The following is a 16,160-nucleotide window of genomic DNA, read 5'->3' as shown; positions in this document are numbered from 1 at the left end:
CGAGTCTCAGTTCGGCGTGCGGGTGTCGATCTCGACCACCACCGACAGGCCGGGCCGCAGCCGCCCCTCGCGCGCGATCTCGGCCGGCACCTTGATCCGCACCGGCACGCGCTGGACGATCTTGGTGAAGTTGCCGGTGGCGTTCTCCGGCGGCAGCAGCGAGAACACCGCGCCCGAGCCCGGCGCAATGCTGTCGACGGTGCCGAGGATGTCGCGACCTGGATCGGCGTCGACCTGGATGTGGGCGATGGCGCCGGGCCGGATGCGCGCGATCTGGGTCTCCTTGAAATTGGCGTCGATATAGACGTTCTCGACCGGCACCAGCGCTGCCAGCCGCTTGCCGGGGCTGACATAGTCGCCGGCCTGCACCGACTTGTTGGCGATGACGCCGGCGAACGGCGCGCGGATCACCGTGAAGTCGAGGTCGCGTTTGGCGCGGTCGCGCGCCACGTCCAACTCGGCGGCGACGCGGGCGGCCTCGGCGCGCTGGGCCTGAAGCACCCCGACATTGAGCTTGGCGGCCTCCAGCGCGCCGCGGGCGGCGGCCTCCAGCGCCCGGGCGCGGTCGCGGTCGGCGGTGGCCTTGTCGACCGTCGCCTTGGCGCCGACGTCGCGGGTAAAGAGCTGTTCGGCGCGGGAGAAATCGGCCTCGGCCCGAACCCGATCCGCCACCGCGGCGTCAAGCTGGGCCTTGGCCTGGTCGATGCCGATCCTGGCGGCCGCGATTTGCTGGTCGATGCGGGCCACGGTGGCGGCCTGCGTCGCCCGCTTGGCCTCGGCGCTCACCAGCGCGAGGCGATAATCGCCGTCGTCCAGCACCACCACCGGGTCGCCGGCGGCAATGCGCTGGTTGGCCTCGACCGGGACCTGCGCGACCAGCGCGGCGATCTTGGGCGCCAGGGTTGCGCTCTCGGCGCCGATGTAGGCGTCGTCGGTCGAAACCAGAAAGCGGCCCTCGGTCCACCAATGATAGCCGTACCAGACGACGGCGCCGGCGAGCAGCAGTGCGATTACCGGCAGCACGCGCCGGACGCGGGAGGGGCGCGGCGCTTCCGCCTGCACCGGGGCGGCGGGCGGCGGCGCGGCGGGCGGATTCGTCGTGGGTGGATTCAGAATGGGCGGAGTCTTCGCGCCCGGACTCTTGGCAGCCGGAGTCTCGGCGGGTGAATCCGGGCGTTCGGCGTCGATCAGGTCGGTGGTCTTCATGCGACGGTCGCGGTCCCTGGCTCAGTCCGCCCGGATCGGCGGCGGTGCCCGAGGACATCGCTGCGCCATATTGACCGAACCGTTCGGTTCGATATTGATTAAGGCAGCCCGGATCGGATATCAAGAGGGAACCGAACCGTTCGGTTCGATCTATCTCGCGAATGTGAGACGAAATCCGGCTGATCAGGCCGGAAACCGTATAATTCCCGGTCCGGGTGACGGCGGCATGAGATGGGAGCGATGCGTGACATGAGCGAGGCGGCGGCGGAGCGGAGCAGCGCGGACGGGGGCGAATGCGGCCGCCGCGGCCGCCCGGCCGCCGGCACCGACCCGGCCAAGCGGCGCCAGATCCTGATGGGCGCCGACCGGGTGTTCTCCGCCATGGGGTTCGACGCCGCCTCGATGAACGACATCACCCGCGAGGCCGGCGTCTCCAAGGGCACGCTCTACGTCTATTTCGCCACCAAGGAGGATTTGTTCTCGGCGCTGATCGAAGAGAAGCGCCGCGAGCACGTCGAGGACGTGTTCAAGCTGATCGACGACGACCCCGATGTGCGCACCACTTTGTTGAGGTTCGGCGCCGCATTCGCCCGCTTCCTCACCTCTGATTGGACCCTGCGCGCCCAACGCATCGTGCTCGGCGTCACCGAGCGCATGCCGGAGATCGGCCGCGGCTTCTACACCGAGGGGCCGGGCCGCTGCCGGCCGATCCTCGCCGACTACCTTCGCCGCATGACCGAACGCGGCCTGCTCGCGGTCGACGACGCCGCCTTCGCCGCCGCCCAGTTCACCGAACTGTGCCAGACCAATCTGGTGCGGCCGCGGCTCTACCGCGCCATCGATACCGCACCGAGCGACGCCGAGATCGCCTATGTCATCGGCAAGGCGGTCGAGATGTTCCTTGCCGCCTACGGCCGGCCGGCCGGGGCGCCGAGCGGCTGAGGCGGCAACGCCGGATCGTGCTTGCCGAGGCCGTGGCGGGCCAGCACCGCCCAGGCTTCGTCGGCGGAGTCGGCGTAATCGATCAGTGCGACGTCGTCCTGGTCGATCAGGCCATTGTCGACCAGGATCGGCAGGTCGAGCAGCCGGGTCCAGAACGCGCGGTCGACCAGCACGATCGGCACCGGCCCCATCTTGCCGGTCTGCCGCAGCGTCAGGATCTCGAACACTTCGTCGAGGGTGCCGAACCCGCCGGGGAACGCCACCAGCGCGTTGGCGCGGATGGCGAAATGCATCTTGCGCATCGCGAAGTAGTGGAAGCGGAAGGTGAGGAGCGGCGTGGTGTAGGGGTTCGGCATCTGCTCGTGCGGCAACAGGATGTTGAAGCCGATCGAGGGCGCGCCGACATCGATCGCGCCGCGGTTGGCCGCCTCCATCAGGCCGGGGCCGCCGCCGGTGGTGATGACGTTGTCGCGGACGCCGTGGCCGTGGTCGAGCGCACCGCCGCGCTGGGAGGCGATGCGGCCAAAGTCGCGCGCCATGGCGTACCAGTCGGCGTGGCGGCCGGGGCCGGTCTCGCGCACGCGGGCACTGCCGAACACCACCACGGTCGAGCGGATGTTTTCGCGCCGAAGGGTTTCCTCGACCTTGCTGTATTCGAGCAGAAACCGCGCACCGCGCATGGAATCGCCGAGCAGGAAGTCGCGGTCGAGCGCCGCCAGGCGATAGGACGGCGACTGGAGCGCCGGCGTCGCGTCCGGCCCAGCGGACGCAGAGACAGGATCGGTCACGACGCGAACCACGCAGACTGGGTCATCGCGACCACAATACCGACCTTCCGTCCCAACTGCATTTTCCGCACGCGCGGGCGCAAAAACCAAATCGCGTGGACCGCATTCGGCCTCGCTGTCCACGCAACCCCATTTGCTGGACTGGCAGGCGTCGGCCAACCCCGATCGCCCCGCGCCAGCTGCGGTCTCAAGTCACGGTCTCGTGCAGATCAGTGCAAGCTGACGACGTCGGCCCGGAGCTTTTCGATCTCATCCTTGAGCGCAAGCTTACGCCGCTTGAGTTCCGCGATACGCAGATCGTCGGCGGACGGATGGGCGATGTGATTTTCGATCTCGCGGGAAATCGCCTGATGGCGCTTCTCGAGTTCCGCAAGGTGGGCCTGCATGGACATCTGCTACGTTCTCCCTTAAGGGCCAAGCGGAAGAAGTCTGCCATGCAGTTTCAGGCAAGTCGACAGCCGACTGTGCTGCGTCGCAGCACTCCGGACCGGCTTTGCCGGCCCCTCCTGCCTTGCGGGAGGTGCAAGGCGGAGTGATACTGACCTTGTGCGCCGCGGGGCGGCGGAGCGAGCCTGCGGCGTGATGACCCAATCAGACGAATCGGAACTGCGCGCCCAGTTGTCCCGGCTCAAGCAGGAGCACCGCGACCTCGATGCCGCCATTGCCGCGCTCGAAGCGACGGCGGGGTTCGACCGCATCCAGGTCCAGCGCTTGAAAAAGCGCAAGCTGCTGATCAAGGACCGCATCGGCGAGATCGAAGATCAGCTGTTCCCCGACATCATCGCCTGAGCGCCCTGCGCGCCGGCCGCTCAAAGATGCTTGAGCAGCGTCTCCGCGCTCGACTGCTCGGCCTTGGACGGCGTGTCCTCCACCGACAGCACCGTCACCGCACCGTCGTCCACCACCATCGCGTAGCGCTTGGAGCGGATGCCCATCCCGAACGCCGAGGCGTCGAGCTCGAGCCCGACTGCCCGGGCGAACTCGGCGCTGCCGTCGGCGAGAAAGGCGATCTTGCCTTCGGCGCCGCTGGCGTTCGCCCACGCCGCCATCACGAACGGATCGTTGACCGCGGTGACCATGATGGCGTCGACGCCCTTGGCCTTGAAGTCGGCCGCCCGCGCCAGATAGCCCGGCAGGTGATTCTTGTGGCAGGTCGGGGTGAACGCTCCCGGCACGGCGAACAGCACCACCTTCCTGCCTTCGAACAGCTCGGCGGTGGTCTTCGCCGCCGGCCCGTCCTCGCCGGGGACGCGGAAGGTGACGTCGGGCAGGCGGTCGCCGACCTTGATGGCCATGGTCGAAGCTCCTCGTCGGAATCTCGGGTTCAGATTTCGGCTGCGTGGCGCTCAAGCCCGCGCTGCACCGGCATTTAGTGCGATGCGGCGCCGCGTCCAGGGCTGTCCTCGTGGTCGCGGGGCCGGATCGGGAGCGATGGCGCCGCCGCTCCGGTTACTCCAGCGGCACCACGGCTTCGATGGCGCCGCCCTCTGATGCCAAGGTGAGCGTGAGCTTCGCGCCCGCGAGGACCGCCCCGGCGGGCATCCCGTCGAGGTCGAACAGGAATCGCACCCGGCCGTCACCGACCACCGTGGCCGGGGCCGGCACCGGCAGCGCCCAGTCCGCGCTCGGTCCCTCGACGAACAGTTCGGCATCGGCCGGCGCATGTGCGTCCACCCGCGCCCGCCACGGCACCGTGCTGCGGTCGATGGCGACCGCAGCGATGGCAAGCGGGCCGCCGGCACCGACCGCGACCGGACGCGGCACCCGGGCGCCGAAGCGCTGCAGCAGCGCCGCAGCATCAGGTCCGGCCGCGCTGCCCACCAGCGTCGCGACCTTGACCGGATCGGTCGGACCTGGCTTCCGCGGCGACAGCGGCAGGCGGAGCGACACCTCGGCCGGAATGCACAGCGTGCCGCACACCGCGTAGGAAACCGCCGCCGCCAGCACCACCGGCCGGGCCGGGTCGAGCGGATGCACGGTGAGGGGAAACACCACGCCGCCGCCATAGCCGATCGACACCGTGCCGCCGGCCTCGAACCGTTGCGGCGCCGGCCACGACACCTCGACCGCCCGCACATTGAGCGAGCCGGCGAAATCGAACCGTGGCGGCAGCCCGGCCTCGCCGGGATAGCGCCAATAGGTCTTCCAGCCGGGGTCGAGCTTGAGGTCGACACCGGCCTTCAGGCCGGCACCGTCGTTCGCCGCCGGCGCGATCAGGCGCACTGCGGAATAGGGCGCCTTGACCCAGGCCGATTCGGCGGCGGCGACCACCACCGTCGCCGAGCCCAGCGCGGCGGCGGTGGCGACGCCCCCCAGCATCCGGCGAAAAACGAAACAGATAGACACGGCGACCCGCTCCTGCGTTGCGCCAATTATTCACCTTCGCCGGAGCGCGCCAGCCACGAGTTCGTGAGAGATTTCCCTCGGTGGAACGCCACCGTTTGCAAAGGCGGACGGAGCAGCTACCATTCGGCCATGAAGCTCATGCGATCCAGCCGAAGCGACCGGTCGGTCGGCTATCTGGACGGCCAGATGCTGATCGCCATGCCCTCGATGCACGACGAGCGTTTTGAACGCTCGGTGATCTATCTGTGCGCGCATTCGGCCGAGGGTGCGATGGGCATCGTCGTCAACCACCTCGCGCCGGACATCCGCTTTTCGGACCTCTTGGTGCAACTCGAGATCGTGCCGGAAGCGGACCTGATCCAGCTCCCGCGCGGCGCCGACGACATCCGCGTGCTGCGCGGCGGGCCGGTCGAGACCGGCCGCGGCTTCGTGCTTCACAGCTCCGATTTCTTCATCGAGAACTCGACGCTGACGATCAATGACGGCATCTGCCTCACCGCCACGCTCGACATTCTCAAGGCAATCGCCCAGGGCACCGGCCCGCACAACGCCGTGCTGGCGCTCGGCTACGCCGGCTGGGCGCCCGGCCAGCTCGAGTCGGAAATCCAGGCCAATGGCTGGCTGCACTGCGCGGCCGATCCCGACCTGATCTTCGGCAGCGAGACCGAGGCCAAGTACAATCAGGCCCTGCGCAAAATCGGCGTCGGCATCGGCAACCTCGCCAGCGAGGCGGGGCACGCCTGATCTTTGCGCGCGCGACCAACGGCGGTCGGCCGCCGGCCGGTGGTCCCGATCGCAGATTTTCGTGAAATCATTGATGTCCGAGGCGAAAATCCGGGCGTTTCGACGGCCCCGTGGGTCGGCATCGGAGGCCGTCCGAATTACGCCACCGCGTCGTCGTCCCGGGCGAACGGCGCAGCCGTGAGACCCGGAACCGGCATCAGATAAAGATCACATCATCCTGAAGACGATCCCGGGTCTCGGCTGGCGCCTCGCCCGGGATGACATGCTCCCTACCGCCCCGCCGCGGCGCGCTGGCCTTCGGCCGGCACCGGCGCGATGAGGCGCCGGGCCTCCTCGGCAGTGAGCGGCTCGCCAAACACGAACCCCTGCACGTACTCGCAGCCGAGCCGGGCCAACTCGATGGTATCGGCCTCGGTTTCGGCGCCCTCCGCCACCACCTCCATGCCGAGGTCGTGCGCCATCGCCACGATCGAGCGCAGCAGCACCGGCCGCGCGCCACTGGCGGACGGCCGCACGAACTGCTGGTCGATCTTGATGGTGTCGAACGGAAAGCGCTGCAGATAGGCCAGCGACGAATGGCCGGTGCCGAAATCGTCGAGCGACAGCCCGGCGCCGAGGTCGCGGATGCGCGACAGCATCTGCGCGGCATATTCGGGATTGGCCATCACCAGCGATTCGGTGAGTTCGAGCTTGAGCGTGTCGGGGATGACGACGTTGCGGGCGAGCACGCCTTTGACGTCCTGGATCAGATCGTGCCGCAACAGCTGGCGCGACGACACGTTGACCGAGACGAAGATCGGCGGATCGAGCCGAAGCACCCGCTGCCAGGCGCCGAGCTGGCGCGCGGCGCGGTCCATCACGAACAGGCCGAGATCGACGATCAGCCCGGTCTCCTCGGCGATCGGGATGAATTCCGCCGGCGCCAGCTTGCCGAGCCGCGGATGGTTCCAGCGCGCCAACGCCTCGAAGCCCGCCACCGTGCGATCCTCCAGCCGCACGATCGGCTGGTAAAGGATGGCGATCTCGTCGCGCTCGATCGCCCGCCGGAGGTCGGATTCGATGCCGAGCCGGTCGGGCTTCTGCGCCCGCAGCGCCGGCTTGAACACCTCGATGCGATCACCGCCGATGCGCTTGGCGACCTGCATCGCCAGCTCCGCGTCCTTCAGCACCTCCTCGCGGCGGCCGTGCTCGGCGTCGACCAACGCCAGCCCGATCGAGGCGGTGAGAAAGATCTCGCGGTTGGCGAAGGTGATCGGCGTCCGCAGCGTCTTGCGGATGGTGTCGGCGAACGCGGTGATTCGCTCGGGCTCGCGCTCCGACAGCAAGATGATGCCGTACTGGTCGCCCGACAGCCGCGCCAGCGTGTCCTGCGGCTTGAGCAGCCGCGTCAGCCGGCGGGCGATGGTGAGCAGGATGGAATCGCCGATCGACACCCCGGCCGACAGATTGACCTGCTTGAAGCGGTCGATGTCGAGCAGGATCACCGCCGGCCGCATGGTCTCGTCGATGCGGGCGAAGCCGAGCGCGGCGTCCATCCGGTCGAGGAACAGCGCGCGATTGGGCAGGCCGGTCAGGTTGTCATGGACGGCGTCGTGCAGCAGCCGTTCCTCGGCGGTCTTGTTCTCGGTGATGTCCACCATGGTGCCGATGCAGCGCACCACTTCGCCGTCGGAGCCGATCACCGGGCGGGCCCGCAGCGAGAACCACATATAGTGGCCGTCCTGGCTGCGCAGCCGAAGCTGCTGGGCGATGCGGCCGCGGCGCTGATCGACCACGCTGTCGAGCGCGGTGCGGAAGCGGTCGCGGTCGGACGGATGCAGTGTCTCCAGCCAGCCGGCGGCATCGGTCTCCAGCGAGCCGCGCTTGAGGCCGAGCAGTTGCTCGGCTTCCGGGCTGGTGAAGATGGCGTCGCGGCCGACGTCCCAGTCCCACACGATGTCGCCGGAGCCGGCGATCGCCAGCGCCCGCCGCTCGATGTCGCTGACCGCGCCGGCGAGGCCGCCGCCGGCGAAGGCGTGCTGCATCACCGTGAAGCCGATCAGCATCACGATCAGCACCAGGCCGCCGAGCAGCGCCGGTGCCACCAGCTCGTTGAGGAACGCGCCGCTGATGGTGAAGCCCGAGGTGATCACCCAGATCAGCAGCAGCGTCCAGGTCGGGATCAGCAGCACGGCGCGGTCGAAGCCGTGGGTCGACAGATAGACGATGAGGCAGAAGCCGAGCACGGCTACGGCGAGGATCGACATGCGGGCGATGCCCGCCGCCATCGGCGGATCGACCACCGCAAGGCCAATCAGCGCGCCGAGGAAAACCAGCCAGCCTATGGCGATGTGACCGTAGCGGACGTGCCAGCGGCTGAGGTTCAGATAGGCGAACAGGAACACCACCAGCGTGGCCGCCAAGATCGCCTCGCCGCCGGCGCGCCAGATCTGCTGGGTCTCGGTGCTAAGGTCGAACACCCGCGCCCAGAACCCGAAGGTGGTGCCGATCTGCGCCAGCACCGCCCAGCCGAGCAGCGCCGCAGCCGGAAACATCACCGAGCCCTTGACCACGAATAGGATGGTGAGGAACAGCGCGAGCAGGCCGGCGATGCCGATGACGATGCCGTAATAGAGGGTGAAGGAGTTGACCTTGGCCTTGTAGGCCTCCGGCTCCCACAGATAGAGCTGCGGGACCTGCGGCGTCCGCAGTTCGGCAACCAGCGTCACGGTGGCGCCGGGGTCGAGGGTGACAAGGAAGGTGTCGGAGCCGGGATCGTTCTGCTGCTCGGGGCGGAAGCCCTGGCTCGGCGTCAGGCTGACGATGCGAATCGAGCCGAGGTCCGGCCAGACCAGCCCCGATCCGACCATGCGAAAATGCGGCGCGACAACCAGCCGGTCAAGCTGTTCGTCGGTGTTGTTGGCCAGCGCGAACACCAGCCAGTTCGAGGTCGTCCCCGGCTCGCGGGCGCGCACCTCGATGCGGCGGACGATGCCGTCCGGCCCCGGCGCGGTCGAAACCTGGATACGGTCGCCCTCCACACGATGCTGCTCGGCGGCGGGCAGAAGATCGATCGCCGGCACGTTCTGGCGTACCGCGACCGCGTCGAGAGCCTCAGCGCTGTGACTGGCCAGCCCCGCGAACAGGGCCACCACCATCAGTGCGGCACGGATGACACGCAAGAACCTCACCTCCGCAACGGCGATGCCGGGTCGATCGGCAGTGGTACCGGCGGCCGCGGGCTTTCTCAAGGCGAACCAATACGGCTTTTCGAGGCCGCAGCACAAAAGCGGGATCCAGCTCCTGGCCGTTCGCGCCGCTCGCCGCAACCGGTGATCCGGCTTTCGGACTGATTAATACGGTTTCCGGATGATCACTTCGTGATCCCCGAAACCGAAGTCTTCGCGCCGGCGGCCGCCCGTCGTCAGGCCAGCAGCACGATCTTGCCGATGTGCTCGCCGCTTTCCATGCGGGCGTGGGCCGCGGCCGCCTCCACCAGTGGAAAGGCGCGGTCCATCACCGGGCGCAGGCGGCCGGCCTCGACCAGCGGCCACACCTGCGTGGCCACCGCCCGCGCCAACGCCGTCTTGAAGGCGTCGCTGCGCGAGCGCAACGTCGAGCCGGTGTGAGTCAGCCGCTTCAGCATCAGGCGGCGGAAATCCACGGTGGCCTTGAAGCCGCCCTGGAACGCGATCTGCACAATGCGGCCGTCCGGCGCCGCGGCCTCATAATTGCGCTCGATATAATCGCCGCCGACCATGTCGAGAATGACATCGGCGCCGCGGCCAGCGGCGAACGCCTTGACCTCGGCCACGAAGTCGTGAGTGCGGTAGTTGATGGCGCGGTCGGCCCCGAGCTTGAGGCAGGCCGCGCACTTGTCGTCGCTGCCGCAGGTGACGACGACGCGGGCGCCGCGGGCCTTGGCAAGCTGGATCGCGGTGGTGCCGATGCCGGAACTGCCGCCATGGACCAGCAGGATTTCGCCGGCGGTGAGCCCGCCGCGCTCGATCACGTTGTGCCAGACCGTAAAGGTGGTCTCCGGCAGCGCCGCCGCCTCGGCGGCGGAAAGACCGGACGGGCGCGGCAGCGCGTGACCGGCCTCGGCCAGGCAGTATTCGGCATAGCCACCGCCGGAAACCAGGGCGCACACCTCGTCACCGGCCCGCCACCCGCCGGCGTCCGGACCCAGCGCGACGACGGTGCCGGCAATCTCCAGCCCCGGAAGGTCGGAGGCGCCGATCGGCGGCGGATAGAGCCCCTTGCGCTGCATCACGTCCGGGCGATTGACCCCGGCCGCCGCCACCTTGACCAGGAGTTGGCCCGGCCCCGGCACCGGCACCGGGCGCGGCTCGGGCACCAGCACCTCCGGCCCGCCGGGCCGGCTGATGGCGATCGCAGTCATGGTCGCGGGCAGGGCGGTGGCGGACATCGTCGACCTCGCAAGGCTGTATCGCCAGCAGCCCTATCCTCCCCCTGCCCGGCTGACAACGGCAGACACCGGCGGCCAGCCGTCAGTTGCGCGCGAGGGCGGCACCGGGCTCCGGCCGCGGCGCCGGCCGGCGAACGCATCCACGCACCCGACACGATCGCGCGAACGATCTAAGTTTCTGAATCCGTAGAGATTTAGTCCTAAGGCTCTGCTCCCACTTCTGCGAAAAAGGCTCTAGGCTGGCGCACCTGAACAACATGGGAGCAACGCGATGGTGTTTCGCGACGACGACGCGCCGCGGCGCAAGGTGAGCCACGACATCGGCCAGCTGCTCGACACCCTGTCGATCGGCGAACTGGAGGAGCGCATCGAGCTGCTGCGGGCGGAGATCGTCCGCCTGGAGGCGGCGGCGCTCGCCCGCAAGGCCACCCAGGCCGCCGCCACCGACATCTTCAAGCGGCCAAGCTGAAGCATGGCCGTGCCGGGCGCGCGGCGCAGGCCTTTGGCAGATTTCGCTTTTTTGGCAAAACGGCCTGCCTTTGCCGAGACGGGCCGGGTCCGAAGCAAGCAAATTCGAACTTGCCCTTAACCCGGGATTAAGCATCCAGGCGCATCACTGTGGACGTCCAGTTTCTGGACGTCGAGTGGCTCCTTTCCACTCTGTTTGACGCCTCCCTGTTGACACTCCGGAGCCGCTCCAAGCGGCTCCTTTTTTTGTATCCGCCGTCATTTTCACCATTCGCCCCCGGCGGCCTTTACTCGACGCTCATAGGCGTGCTTCAAGATCGCAAGGCTTTGGGGAAGGGCCGCGATCGATGAGCGAGACCGAACTATCGACGCCGCAACCGGTGGTGCTGGCCGAGCGCCTGCTCGGCACAGAGGCGTTCGCGCAGCTGTTCAAGGAAGGCATGAGCCTGGTGGAGTCGACGGCGGCCTACCTCGACGGGCCAGGCCGGCAGGAGTCGCGCGCGCTCGACCGCACCGCCTCGTTGGCCTACGCCACCGAGAGCATGCGCCTGACCACCCGGTTGATGCAGTTGGCCTCCTGGCTGTTGCTGCAGCGCGCGGTCAATGACGGCGAGCTGACCACCGAGCAGGCCAAGAACGAGAAGAACAAGGTGCGGTTTTCCGGCGCCGCCGCGCCCGAGAATGACCTGCTGGGCCAGTTGCCGGAGCGGCTGCGCGAGCTGATCAGCGGCTCGATCGCCTTGCAGGACAAGGTGGTCCGCCTCGACGCCATGCTCTACAGCGACCGCCGCGAGTTGCCGCCGGCCGACAACCCGGTCGAGCGCCAGCTCGGACTGCTCAAGGCGGCGTTCGAACGCCCGGCCTGAGCTGCGGGCGTCGGTCGGCTCGATCGAGCCGCCGTCTCGGCGGCGGGACCGCAAGCCCGCAAGTTTGTCCCAATCAACCACACCATCCGCCGTGCCTGCGGCCAGCAAGCCGGCGGGCGGTTTGCGGCCGCCCGAAATCGACGCGCGTCGCGACCAAGGATCTCGGCAAGGATCTTCCCCCGGCGAGCACGGCAATCCGCAAACGCCAAAAAAGCCCGGTGCCGCACGGCACCGGGCTTTGACGTGATCTGCCGAAGGCGCGAGGCTCAGGCCTTGAAGCCGAACCCGGCAAACTTCTTCTGGAACCGCGACACGCGGCCGCCGCGGTCGAGCAGCTGCTGGGTTCCGCCGGTCCAGGCCGGGTGGGTGTTGGGGTCGATATCCAGGTTCAGGGTATCGCCCGGATTGCCCCAGGTCGACCGGGTGTCGTAGGTCGTCCCGTCGGTCATCATCACTTTGATGACGTGATAGTCGGGGTGGATGTCGGACTTCATGGTCGCGTCCTTCAGGTCGGCCGCAGCGAGGTCGGCCAAAGTGGCCGCCGGACCGATGGGGCCCAGCATCAATCGGAAGGCGCGGCATTAGCCGAGACCGGCCGCGGTGGCAAGGGCCTGACGGCACAATACGGCGTCAGCCGAAACGCGCACCGAGATTGAGGCGTTTTATCGGCGTTGCGTGGGGGCGTGAGCCGCGCCATGGTGCCGCCCGGCCGCAAAGCATTGAACGAAGAGACCGGAACCTGTTCGATGGGAGTTGGAGGCGTGAGTCAGCCCAGCCGTGATGCCGCGAGCGGTGATACCGCGAGTCCCGATGCCGCGAGCCTTGCTGCCGATCGTCGCCGCGGCCGGCTGAAGCCGCTGTCGGCGCTTGTGCCGTTCGTCGGCCGCTACAAAGGCCGCGTCGGCGCCGCGCTGGTCGCGCTGGTGGTGGCGACGCTGGCAACGCTGGCGGTTCCGGTCGCCGTCCGCCGCATGATCGACCACGGCTTCGCCCCGGAGAATGCCGGCTTCATCGACCAGTATTTCTCGATGATGCTGGCGGTGGTCAGTGTGCTCGCGCTGGCCAGCGCGGTGCGTTATTACCTTGTCACCACGCTCGGCGAGCGCATCGTCGCCGACCTGCGCGCCGCGCTGTTCGCCCACCTGTTGCGGCTCGACGCCACCTTCTACGACACCGCCAAGACCGGCGAGCTGATCTCGCGCCTCACCGCCGACACCACCCAGATCAAGTCCGCCGTCAGCACCGCCGCCTCGATCGCGCTGCGCAATGTCATGATGGTGATCGGCGCGGTGGCGATGATGGTGGTGACCAGTCCGGGCCTGTCCGGCCTCGTGTTGGTGGCGATTCCAATCATCGTGCTGCCGCTGGTCGGGTTCGGCCGCTCGGTGCGCAAGAAGTCGCGCCTCGCCCAGGACACCCTGGCCGATGCCTCGGCCTTCGCGGCGGAGTCGATCTCGGCGGTGCGGACGCTACAGGCCTTTACCGGCGAGGGCACCGCGCGGAGCCGGTTCGACCGTGCGGTCGAGGCCGCGTTCGCGGCGGCGCGCAGCGCCACCCGCGCCCGCGCCAGCCTCACGTTCGTCGGCATCTTCCTGGTGTTCGCATCCGTGGTCGCGGTGCTGTGGTCCGGCGCCCAGGAGGTGCTGACCGGGCGGATGACGCCGGGCACGCTCGGCCAGTTCGTGCTGTTTGCGGTGTTCGCCGCCTCCTCGCTCGGCCAGCTGTCGGAAGTGTGGGGCGAGGTGTCGCAGGCGGCCGGCGCCGCCGAGCGCATCACCGAGCTGCTCGGCGTGAAGCCGTGCATCGACGTGCCGGCGAAGCCGACGGCGCTGCCGAAGCCGGCGGTCGGCGTGGTGGCGTTCGAGAGCGTGCGGTTCGCCTATCCGACCCGAACCGGCACCGCGGTGCTCGACGGCGTGTCGTTCGTGGTGCGGCCCGGCGAGCGCGTGGCGCTGGTCGGCCCGTCCGGCGCCGGCAAGAGCACCGTGTTTCACCTGCTGCTGCGGGCCTACGACCCGGCCAGCGGCAAGGTGAAGCTCGACGGCGTGTCGCTCGCCGATGCCGACCCCAGGGACGTGCGCGGCCACATCGCGCTGGTGCCGCAGGACGTCGACATCTTTGCCGCCACGGTGGCCGACAACATCCGGGTCGGCCGGCCCGACGCCACCGACGAGGAGGTGCGCCACGCCGCCGAACTCGCAGCGGCCGACGAGTTCGTCGCCAAGCTGCCGAACGGCTACGGCACCCTGATCGGCGAACGCGGCATCACGCTGTCCGGTGGCCAGCGCCAGCGCATCGCCATTGCCCGCGCCATCCTGAAGGACGCCCGCGTGCTGCTGCTCGACGAGGCGACCTCCTCGCTCGACGCCGAGAGCGAGACGCTGGTGCAGACCGCGCTCGACCGCCTGATGGAAGGCCGCACCACGCTGGTGATCGCCCACCGTCTCGCCACCATCCTGTCGGCCGACCGCATCCTGGTGATGGATGGCGGCCGCATCGTCGAGGAAGGCCGCCACGGCGAGCTGGTGGGGCGCGGCGGGCTCTACGCCCGCTTGGCCAAGCTGCAGTTCAAGGCCGCGGCGGAGTGAACCAGAGCCGCGACACGTCGTTGCTCGCCCGAGGATGACGGAACAGACCGTGGGCCGGGATCGTGGCGATCCCGGCCCACTTCATTTTCCGGTTGCGGAGCGGGGCCCGTTCTTGACTCCGGCGGCGCGTGCCGTGTACATGCCGACCTTCGGCGGCGTGTAGCCTTTCGCGCCGCTTTCACCCTTCCGATTCACGATCGCCAAAAAGCCGGTCTTTCAGGCCGGGATCGAACACGGGACAGAACGATGTTCGCGGTCATTAAAACGGGCGGCAAGCAGTACCGCGTCGCCCCCAACGATACCCTCGAGGTCGAAAAGCTCGAGGCCGCCGCCGGAGAGACGGTGACGTTCGCCGAGGTGCTGCTGGTTGGCAGCGAGGGCTCGACCACGGTCGGCAGCCCGACCGTCGACGGCGCCGTGGTCACCGCCGAGGTGGTGGAGCAGACCCGCGGCCCGAAGGTCATCGCCTTCAAGAAGCGCCGCCGCAAGAATTCTCGGCGCAAGCGCGGCCACCGTCAGGATTTGACGTTGGTCAGGATCACCGAGATCCGCGCCGCCTGACGGTCATCGGATCGTCCAGAATCAGTTCTAGATCGAGATAGGGTTCCGGGAGACCGGTCATGGCTCACAAAAAAGCAGGCGGCTCGTCGCGCAACGGGCGCGATTCGAACGCGCAGCGCCTCGGCGTGAAGAAGTTCGGCGGCGAAGCGGTGCTCGCCGGCAATATCATCGTGCGTCAGCGCGGCACCAAGTGGCACGCGGGCGACAACGTCGGCATTGGCAAGGATCACACCCTGTTCGCCACTGCTGCCGGTCACGTTGCGTTCCGCGCCAAGGCGAACGGCCGAACCTTCGTATCCGTGATTACGGCGGCGAAGGCGGCGGAATAGGCGGACACCAAAACTTCGGGGGTCCGTCGGCATCAGTCGAACCGGCGGACCCTCCACGATACGACGGGTCGATTGCAAGGGGAGACGGGATGCCGGCTCCCCTTTCGTTTTCAACCAGGGAGGACCCGTCCCATGACTCTCGAGAAGTCCTGCGAAATCCGTTTGCCCGGGGAGATCTGTCTCCCCGTCCTCGAGACCGAGCGGCTGGTGCTGCGCACGCCGCGTCTTGAGGACGCGGCTGCGATCGCGGCGCTGGCCGACGACCCTGCCATCGCCATCAACACGGCGCTGATTCCCAACCCCTACCGCAAGCAGGACGCCGAGGCCTGGATCGCCCAGGTCGCGACCCTCGACGACGACGGCGCGACGTTCGGCCTCTACCTCAAGGGTCGCGACATCTTCATCGGCGCGTGCGGCCTCAACCGGCTCGACGGCGTATTCCATCTCGGCTACTGGCTCGGCGCGCCCTATCGCGACGGCGGTCTTGCCACCGAGGCGGCTCGCGCCGTCATCGATTTTGCCTTCGCGCGGCTGAAGCAGCCGGAGATTACCTCGGCTGCGCGCGTCACCAACGCCGCCTCGCGCCGGGTGCTGGAGAAGTGCGGCTTCCAGTGGACCGGCGTCGGCCTGACGCGGGTCAAGGCGCTCGCGGCCTCGGTGCCGGTCGACCGCTTCCGGCTCGACCGCAAGACCTGGGCCTCGCTGCGGGCGTGGGGCGCGGTGCCGCTCGCCGACGGCCCGTCGATGCGGATGGCGTGAGCCGTAATTCCCTCTCCCATTTTGGGGGAGGGAATTTTCCCAAGTAAAATCACTTAAGCTCCACGCATGGGGATTTTACACAATCCGCGGTCGGGAGAGGGCCGCGTAAATTGCTGGTTGTCTTAATGGCGAGAGCAGTGTCTTCAAACGACTGC

General features: G+C 68.4%; 17 protein-coding genes. 9 read left to right on the top strand and 8 right to left on the bottom strand.

Going from position 1 to position 16,160, the window contains the following annotated elements:
* Window positions 1-6: 6 nt before the first annotated feature.
* Window positions 7-1,206 (bottom strand): HlyD family secretion protein, encoded by a 1,200-nt coding sequence (locus BVIR_RS00415; protein WP_055035955.1) that lies wholly within the window; start codon window positions 1,204-1,206, stop codon window positions 7-9.
* A 249-nt stretch (window positions 1,207-1,455) separates the two neighbouring features.
* Here BVIR_RS00415 and BVIR_RS00410 point away from each other — a divergent pair, with 249 nt between their 5' ends.
* A complete protein-coding gene (locus BVIR_RS00410; RefSeq protein ID WP_417852061.1) occupies window positions 1,456-2,148 on the top strand; it encodes a TetR/AcrR family transcriptional regulator in 693 nt (230 codons plus the stop codon).
* On the opposite strand, the gene BVIR_RS00405 is transcribed toward BVIR_RS00410, so the two are convergent.
* On the bottom strand, window positions 2,115-2,828 hold the full coding sequence (locus BVIR_RS00405) for an LOG family protein (RefSeq protein ID WP_082417273.1): 714 nt from the start codon (window positions 2,826-2,828) through the stop codon (window positions 2,115-2,117). The genes BVIR_RS00410 and BVIR_RS00405 overlap by 34 nt on opposite strands.
* A gap of 317 nt (window positions 2,829-3,145) precedes the next feature.
* Window positions 3,146-3,328, bottom strand: a complete 183-nt coding sequence (locus BVIR_RS00400; protein WP_055035952.1) for a YdcH family protein — start codon at window positions 3,326-3,328, stop codon at window positions 3,146-3,148.
* Between the two features lie 190 nt (window positions 3,329-3,518).
* On the opposite strand from BVIR_RS00400, the gene BVIR_RS00395 reads away from it, so the two are divergent.
* A complete protein-coding gene (locus BVIR_RS00395; RefSeq protein WP_055035951.1) occupies window positions 3,519-3,725 on the top strand; it encodes a YdcH family protein in 207 nt (68 codons plus the stop codon).
* Window positions 3,726-3,745: 20 nt separating this feature from the next.
* On the opposite strand, the gene BVIR_RS00390 is transcribed toward BVIR_RS00395, so the two are convergent.
* Both BVIR_RS00390 and BVIR_RS00385 read right to left on the bottom strand, forming a co-directional pair.
* Entirely contained in the window at window positions 3,746-4,231 is a 486-nt protein-coding gene (locus tag BVIR_RS00390) for a peroxiredoxin (RefSeq protein WP_055035950.1), read from the bottom strand.
* Window positions 4,232-4,385: 154 nt separating this feature from the next.
* Window positions 4,386-5,282 carry a protein-disulfide reductase DsbD domain-containing protein gene (locus BVIR_RS00385; RefSeq protein ID WP_145911920.1) on the bottom strand — a complete coding sequence of 299 codons (897 nt, stop codon included), beginning with the start codon at window positions 5,280-5,282 and terminating at the stop codon, window positions 4,386-4,388.
* 129 nt (window positions 5,283-5,411) lie between these two features.
* Here BVIR_RS00385 and BVIR_RS00380 point away from each other — a divergent pair, with 129 nt between their 5' ends.
* Entirely contained in the window at window positions 5,412-6,026 is a 615-nt protein-coding gene (locus BVIR_RS00380) for a YqgE/AlgH family protein (RefSeq protein ID WP_055035948.1), read from the top strand.
* Between the two features lie 269 nt (window positions 6,027-6,295).
* Here BVIR_RS00380 and BVIR_RS00375 read toward each other — a convergent pair whose 3' ends face one another.
* Both BVIR_RS00375 and BVIR_RS00370 read right to left on the bottom strand, forming a co-directional pair.
* Window positions 6,296-9,187 carry an EAL domain-containing protein gene (locus BVIR_RS00375; protein WP_055038567.1) on the bottom strand — a complete coding sequence of 964 codons (2,892 nt, stop codon included), beginning with the start codon at window positions 9,185-9,187 and terminating at the stop codon, window positions 6,296-6,298.
* Between the two features lie 242 nt (window positions 9,188-9,429).
* Window positions 9,430-10,434: an NAD(P)H-quinone oxidoreductase gene (locus BVIR_RS00370; protein ID WP_055035947.1), complete on the bottom strand. Its 1,005-nt coding sequence runs from the start codon at window positions 10,432-10,434 to the stop codon at window positions 9,430-9,432.
* 271 nt (window positions 10,435-10,705) lie between these two features.
* Between BVIR_RS00370 and BVIR_RS00365 the strand changes: the two genes are divergently transcribed.
* Together BVIR_RS00365 and rcdA are read left to right on the top strand one after the other, a co-directional pair.
* Window positions 10,706-10,903, top strand: coding sequence for a DUF1192 domain-containing protein (locus tag BVIR_RS00365; protein WP_055035946.1), 198 nt, complete (start codon window positions 10,706-10,708; stop codon window positions 10,901-10,903).
* 346 nt (window positions 10,904-11,249) lie between these two features.
* On the top strand, window positions 11,250-11,768 hold the full coding sequence (gene rcdA, locus BVIR_RS00355; protein WP_055035944.1) for a protease adaptor protein RcdA: 519 nt from the start codon (window positions 11,250-11,252) through the stop codon (window positions 11,766-11,768).
* A gap of 266 nt (window positions 11,769-12,034) precedes the next feature.
* Here rcdA and rpmE read toward each other — a convergent pair whose 3' ends face one another.
* Window positions 12,035-12,262: a 50S ribosomal protein L31 gene (gene rpmE, locus BVIR_RS00350; protein ID WP_055038566.1), complete on the bottom strand. Its 228-nt coding sequence runs from the start codon at window positions 12,260-12,262 to the stop codon at window positions 12,035-12,037.
* Between the two features lie 252 nt (window positions 12,263-12,514).
* Here rpmE and BVIR_RS00345 point away from each other — a divergent pair, with 252 nt between their 5' ends.
* From BVIR_RS00345 to BVIR_RS00330, 4 genes are all read left to right on the top strand, one after another.
* On the top strand, window positions 12,515-14,356 hold the full coding sequence (locus BVIR_RS00345; protein WP_055038565.1) for an ABC transporter transmembrane domain-containing protein: 1,842 nt from the start codon (window positions 12,515-12,517) through the stop codon (window positions 14,354-14,356).
* Window positions 14,357-14,602: 246 nt separating this feature from the next.
* The gene (gene rplU / locus BVIR_RS00340) at window positions 14,603-14,917 is read left to right on the top strand and encodes a 50S ribosomal protein L21 (RefSeq protein WP_055035943.1); all 315 of its coding nucleotides are present in this window, start codon (window positions 14,603-14,605) and stop codon (window positions 14,915-14,917) included.
* Between the two features lie 59 nt (window positions 14,918-14,976).
* The gene (gene rpmA, locus BVIR_RS00335; protein ID WP_055035942.1) at window positions 14,977-15,246 is read left to right on the top strand and encodes a 50S ribosomal protein L27; all 270 of its coding nucleotides are present in this window, start codon (window positions 14,977-14,979) and stop codon (window positions 15,244-15,246) included.
* A 132-nt stretch (window positions 15,247-15,378) separates the two neighbouring features.
* Window positions 15,379-16,005, top strand: coding sequence for a GNAT family N-acetyltransferase (locus BVIR_RS00330; RefSeq protein WP_055035941.1), 627 nt, complete (start codon window positions 15,379-15,381; stop codon window positions 16,003-16,005).
* The last annotated feature ends 155 nt before the right edge of the window (window positions 16,006-16,160 follow it).

Origin of the sequence: Blastochloris viridis (genome assembly GCF_001402875.1) — a bacterium.
Lineage (GTDB): Bacteria > Pseudomonadota > Alphaproteobacteria > Rhizobiales > Xanthobacteraceae > Blastochloris > Blastochloris viridis.
This window is presented reverse-complemented; position numbering and strand designations above follow the sequence as displayed.

What these genes read in the sequence shown, in the direction of transcription:
- rplU (WP_055035943.1), top strand. Translation starts at nt 14,603, where the DNA reads ATGTTCGCGGTCATTAAAACGGGCGGCAAGCAGTACCGCGTCGCCCCC.
- BVIR_RS00345 (WP_055038565.1), top strand. Translation starts at nt 12,515, where the DNA reads ATGGGAGTTGGAGGCGTGAGTCAGCCCAGCCGTGATGCCGCGAGCGGT.
- BVIR_RS00390 (WP_055035950.1), bottom strand. Translation starts at nt 4,231, where the DNA reads ATGGCCATCAAGGTCGGCGACCGCCTGCCCGACGTCACCTTCCGCGTC.
- rpmE (WP_055038566.1), bottom strand. Translation starts at nt 12,262, where the DNA reads ATGAAGTCCGACATCCACCCCGACTATCACGTCATCAAAGTGATGATG.
- BVIR_RS00400 (WP_055035952.1), bottom strand. Translation starts at nt 3,328, where the DNA reads ATGTCCATGCAGGCCCACCTTGCGGAACTCGAGAAGCGCCATCAGGCG.
- BVIR_RS00330 (WP_055035941.1), top strand. Translation starts at nt 15,379, where the DNA reads ATGACTCTCGAGAAGTCCTGCGAAATCCGTTTGCCCGGGGAGATCTGT.
- BVIR_RS00410 (WP_417852061.1), top strand. Translation starts at nt 1,456, where the DNA reads ATGAGCGAGGCGGCGGCGGAGCGGAGCAGCGCGGACGGGGGCGAATGC.
- rpmA (WP_055035942.1), top strand. Translation starts at nt 14,977, where the DNA reads ATGGCTCACAAAAAAGCAGGCGGCTCGTCGCGCAACGGGCGCGATTCG.
- BVIR_RS00370 (WP_055035947.1), bottom strand. Translation starts at nt 10,434, where the DNA reads ATGTCCGCCACCGCCCTGCCCGCGACCATGACTGCGATCGCCATCAGC.
- rcdA (WP_055035944.1), top strand. Translation starts at nt 11,250, where the DNA reads ATGAGCGAGACCGAACTATCGACGCCGCAACCGGTGGTGCTGGCCGAG.
- BVIR_RS00405 (WP_082417273.1), bottom strand. Translation starts at nt 2,828, where the DNA reads ATGCGCGGTGCGCGGTTTCTGCTCGAATACAGCAAGGTCGAGGAAACC.
- BVIR_RS00365 (WP_055035946.1), top strand. Translation starts at nt 10,706, where the DNA reads ATGGTGTTTCGCGACGACGACGCGCCGCGGCGCAAGGTGAGCCACGAC.
- BVIR_RS00395 (WP_055035951.1), top strand. Translation starts at nt 3,519, where the DNA reads ATGACCCAATCAGACGAATCGGAACTGCGCGCCCAGTTGTCCCGGCTC.
- BVIR_RS00415 (WP_055035955.1), bottom strand. Translation starts at nt 1,206, where the DNA reads ATGAAGACCACCGACCTGATCGACGCCGAACGCCCGGATTCACCCGCC.
- BVIR_RS00380 (WP_055035948.1), top strand. Translation starts at nt 5,412, where the DNA reads ATGAAGCTCATGCGATCCAGCCGAAGCGACCGGTCGGTCGGCTATCTG.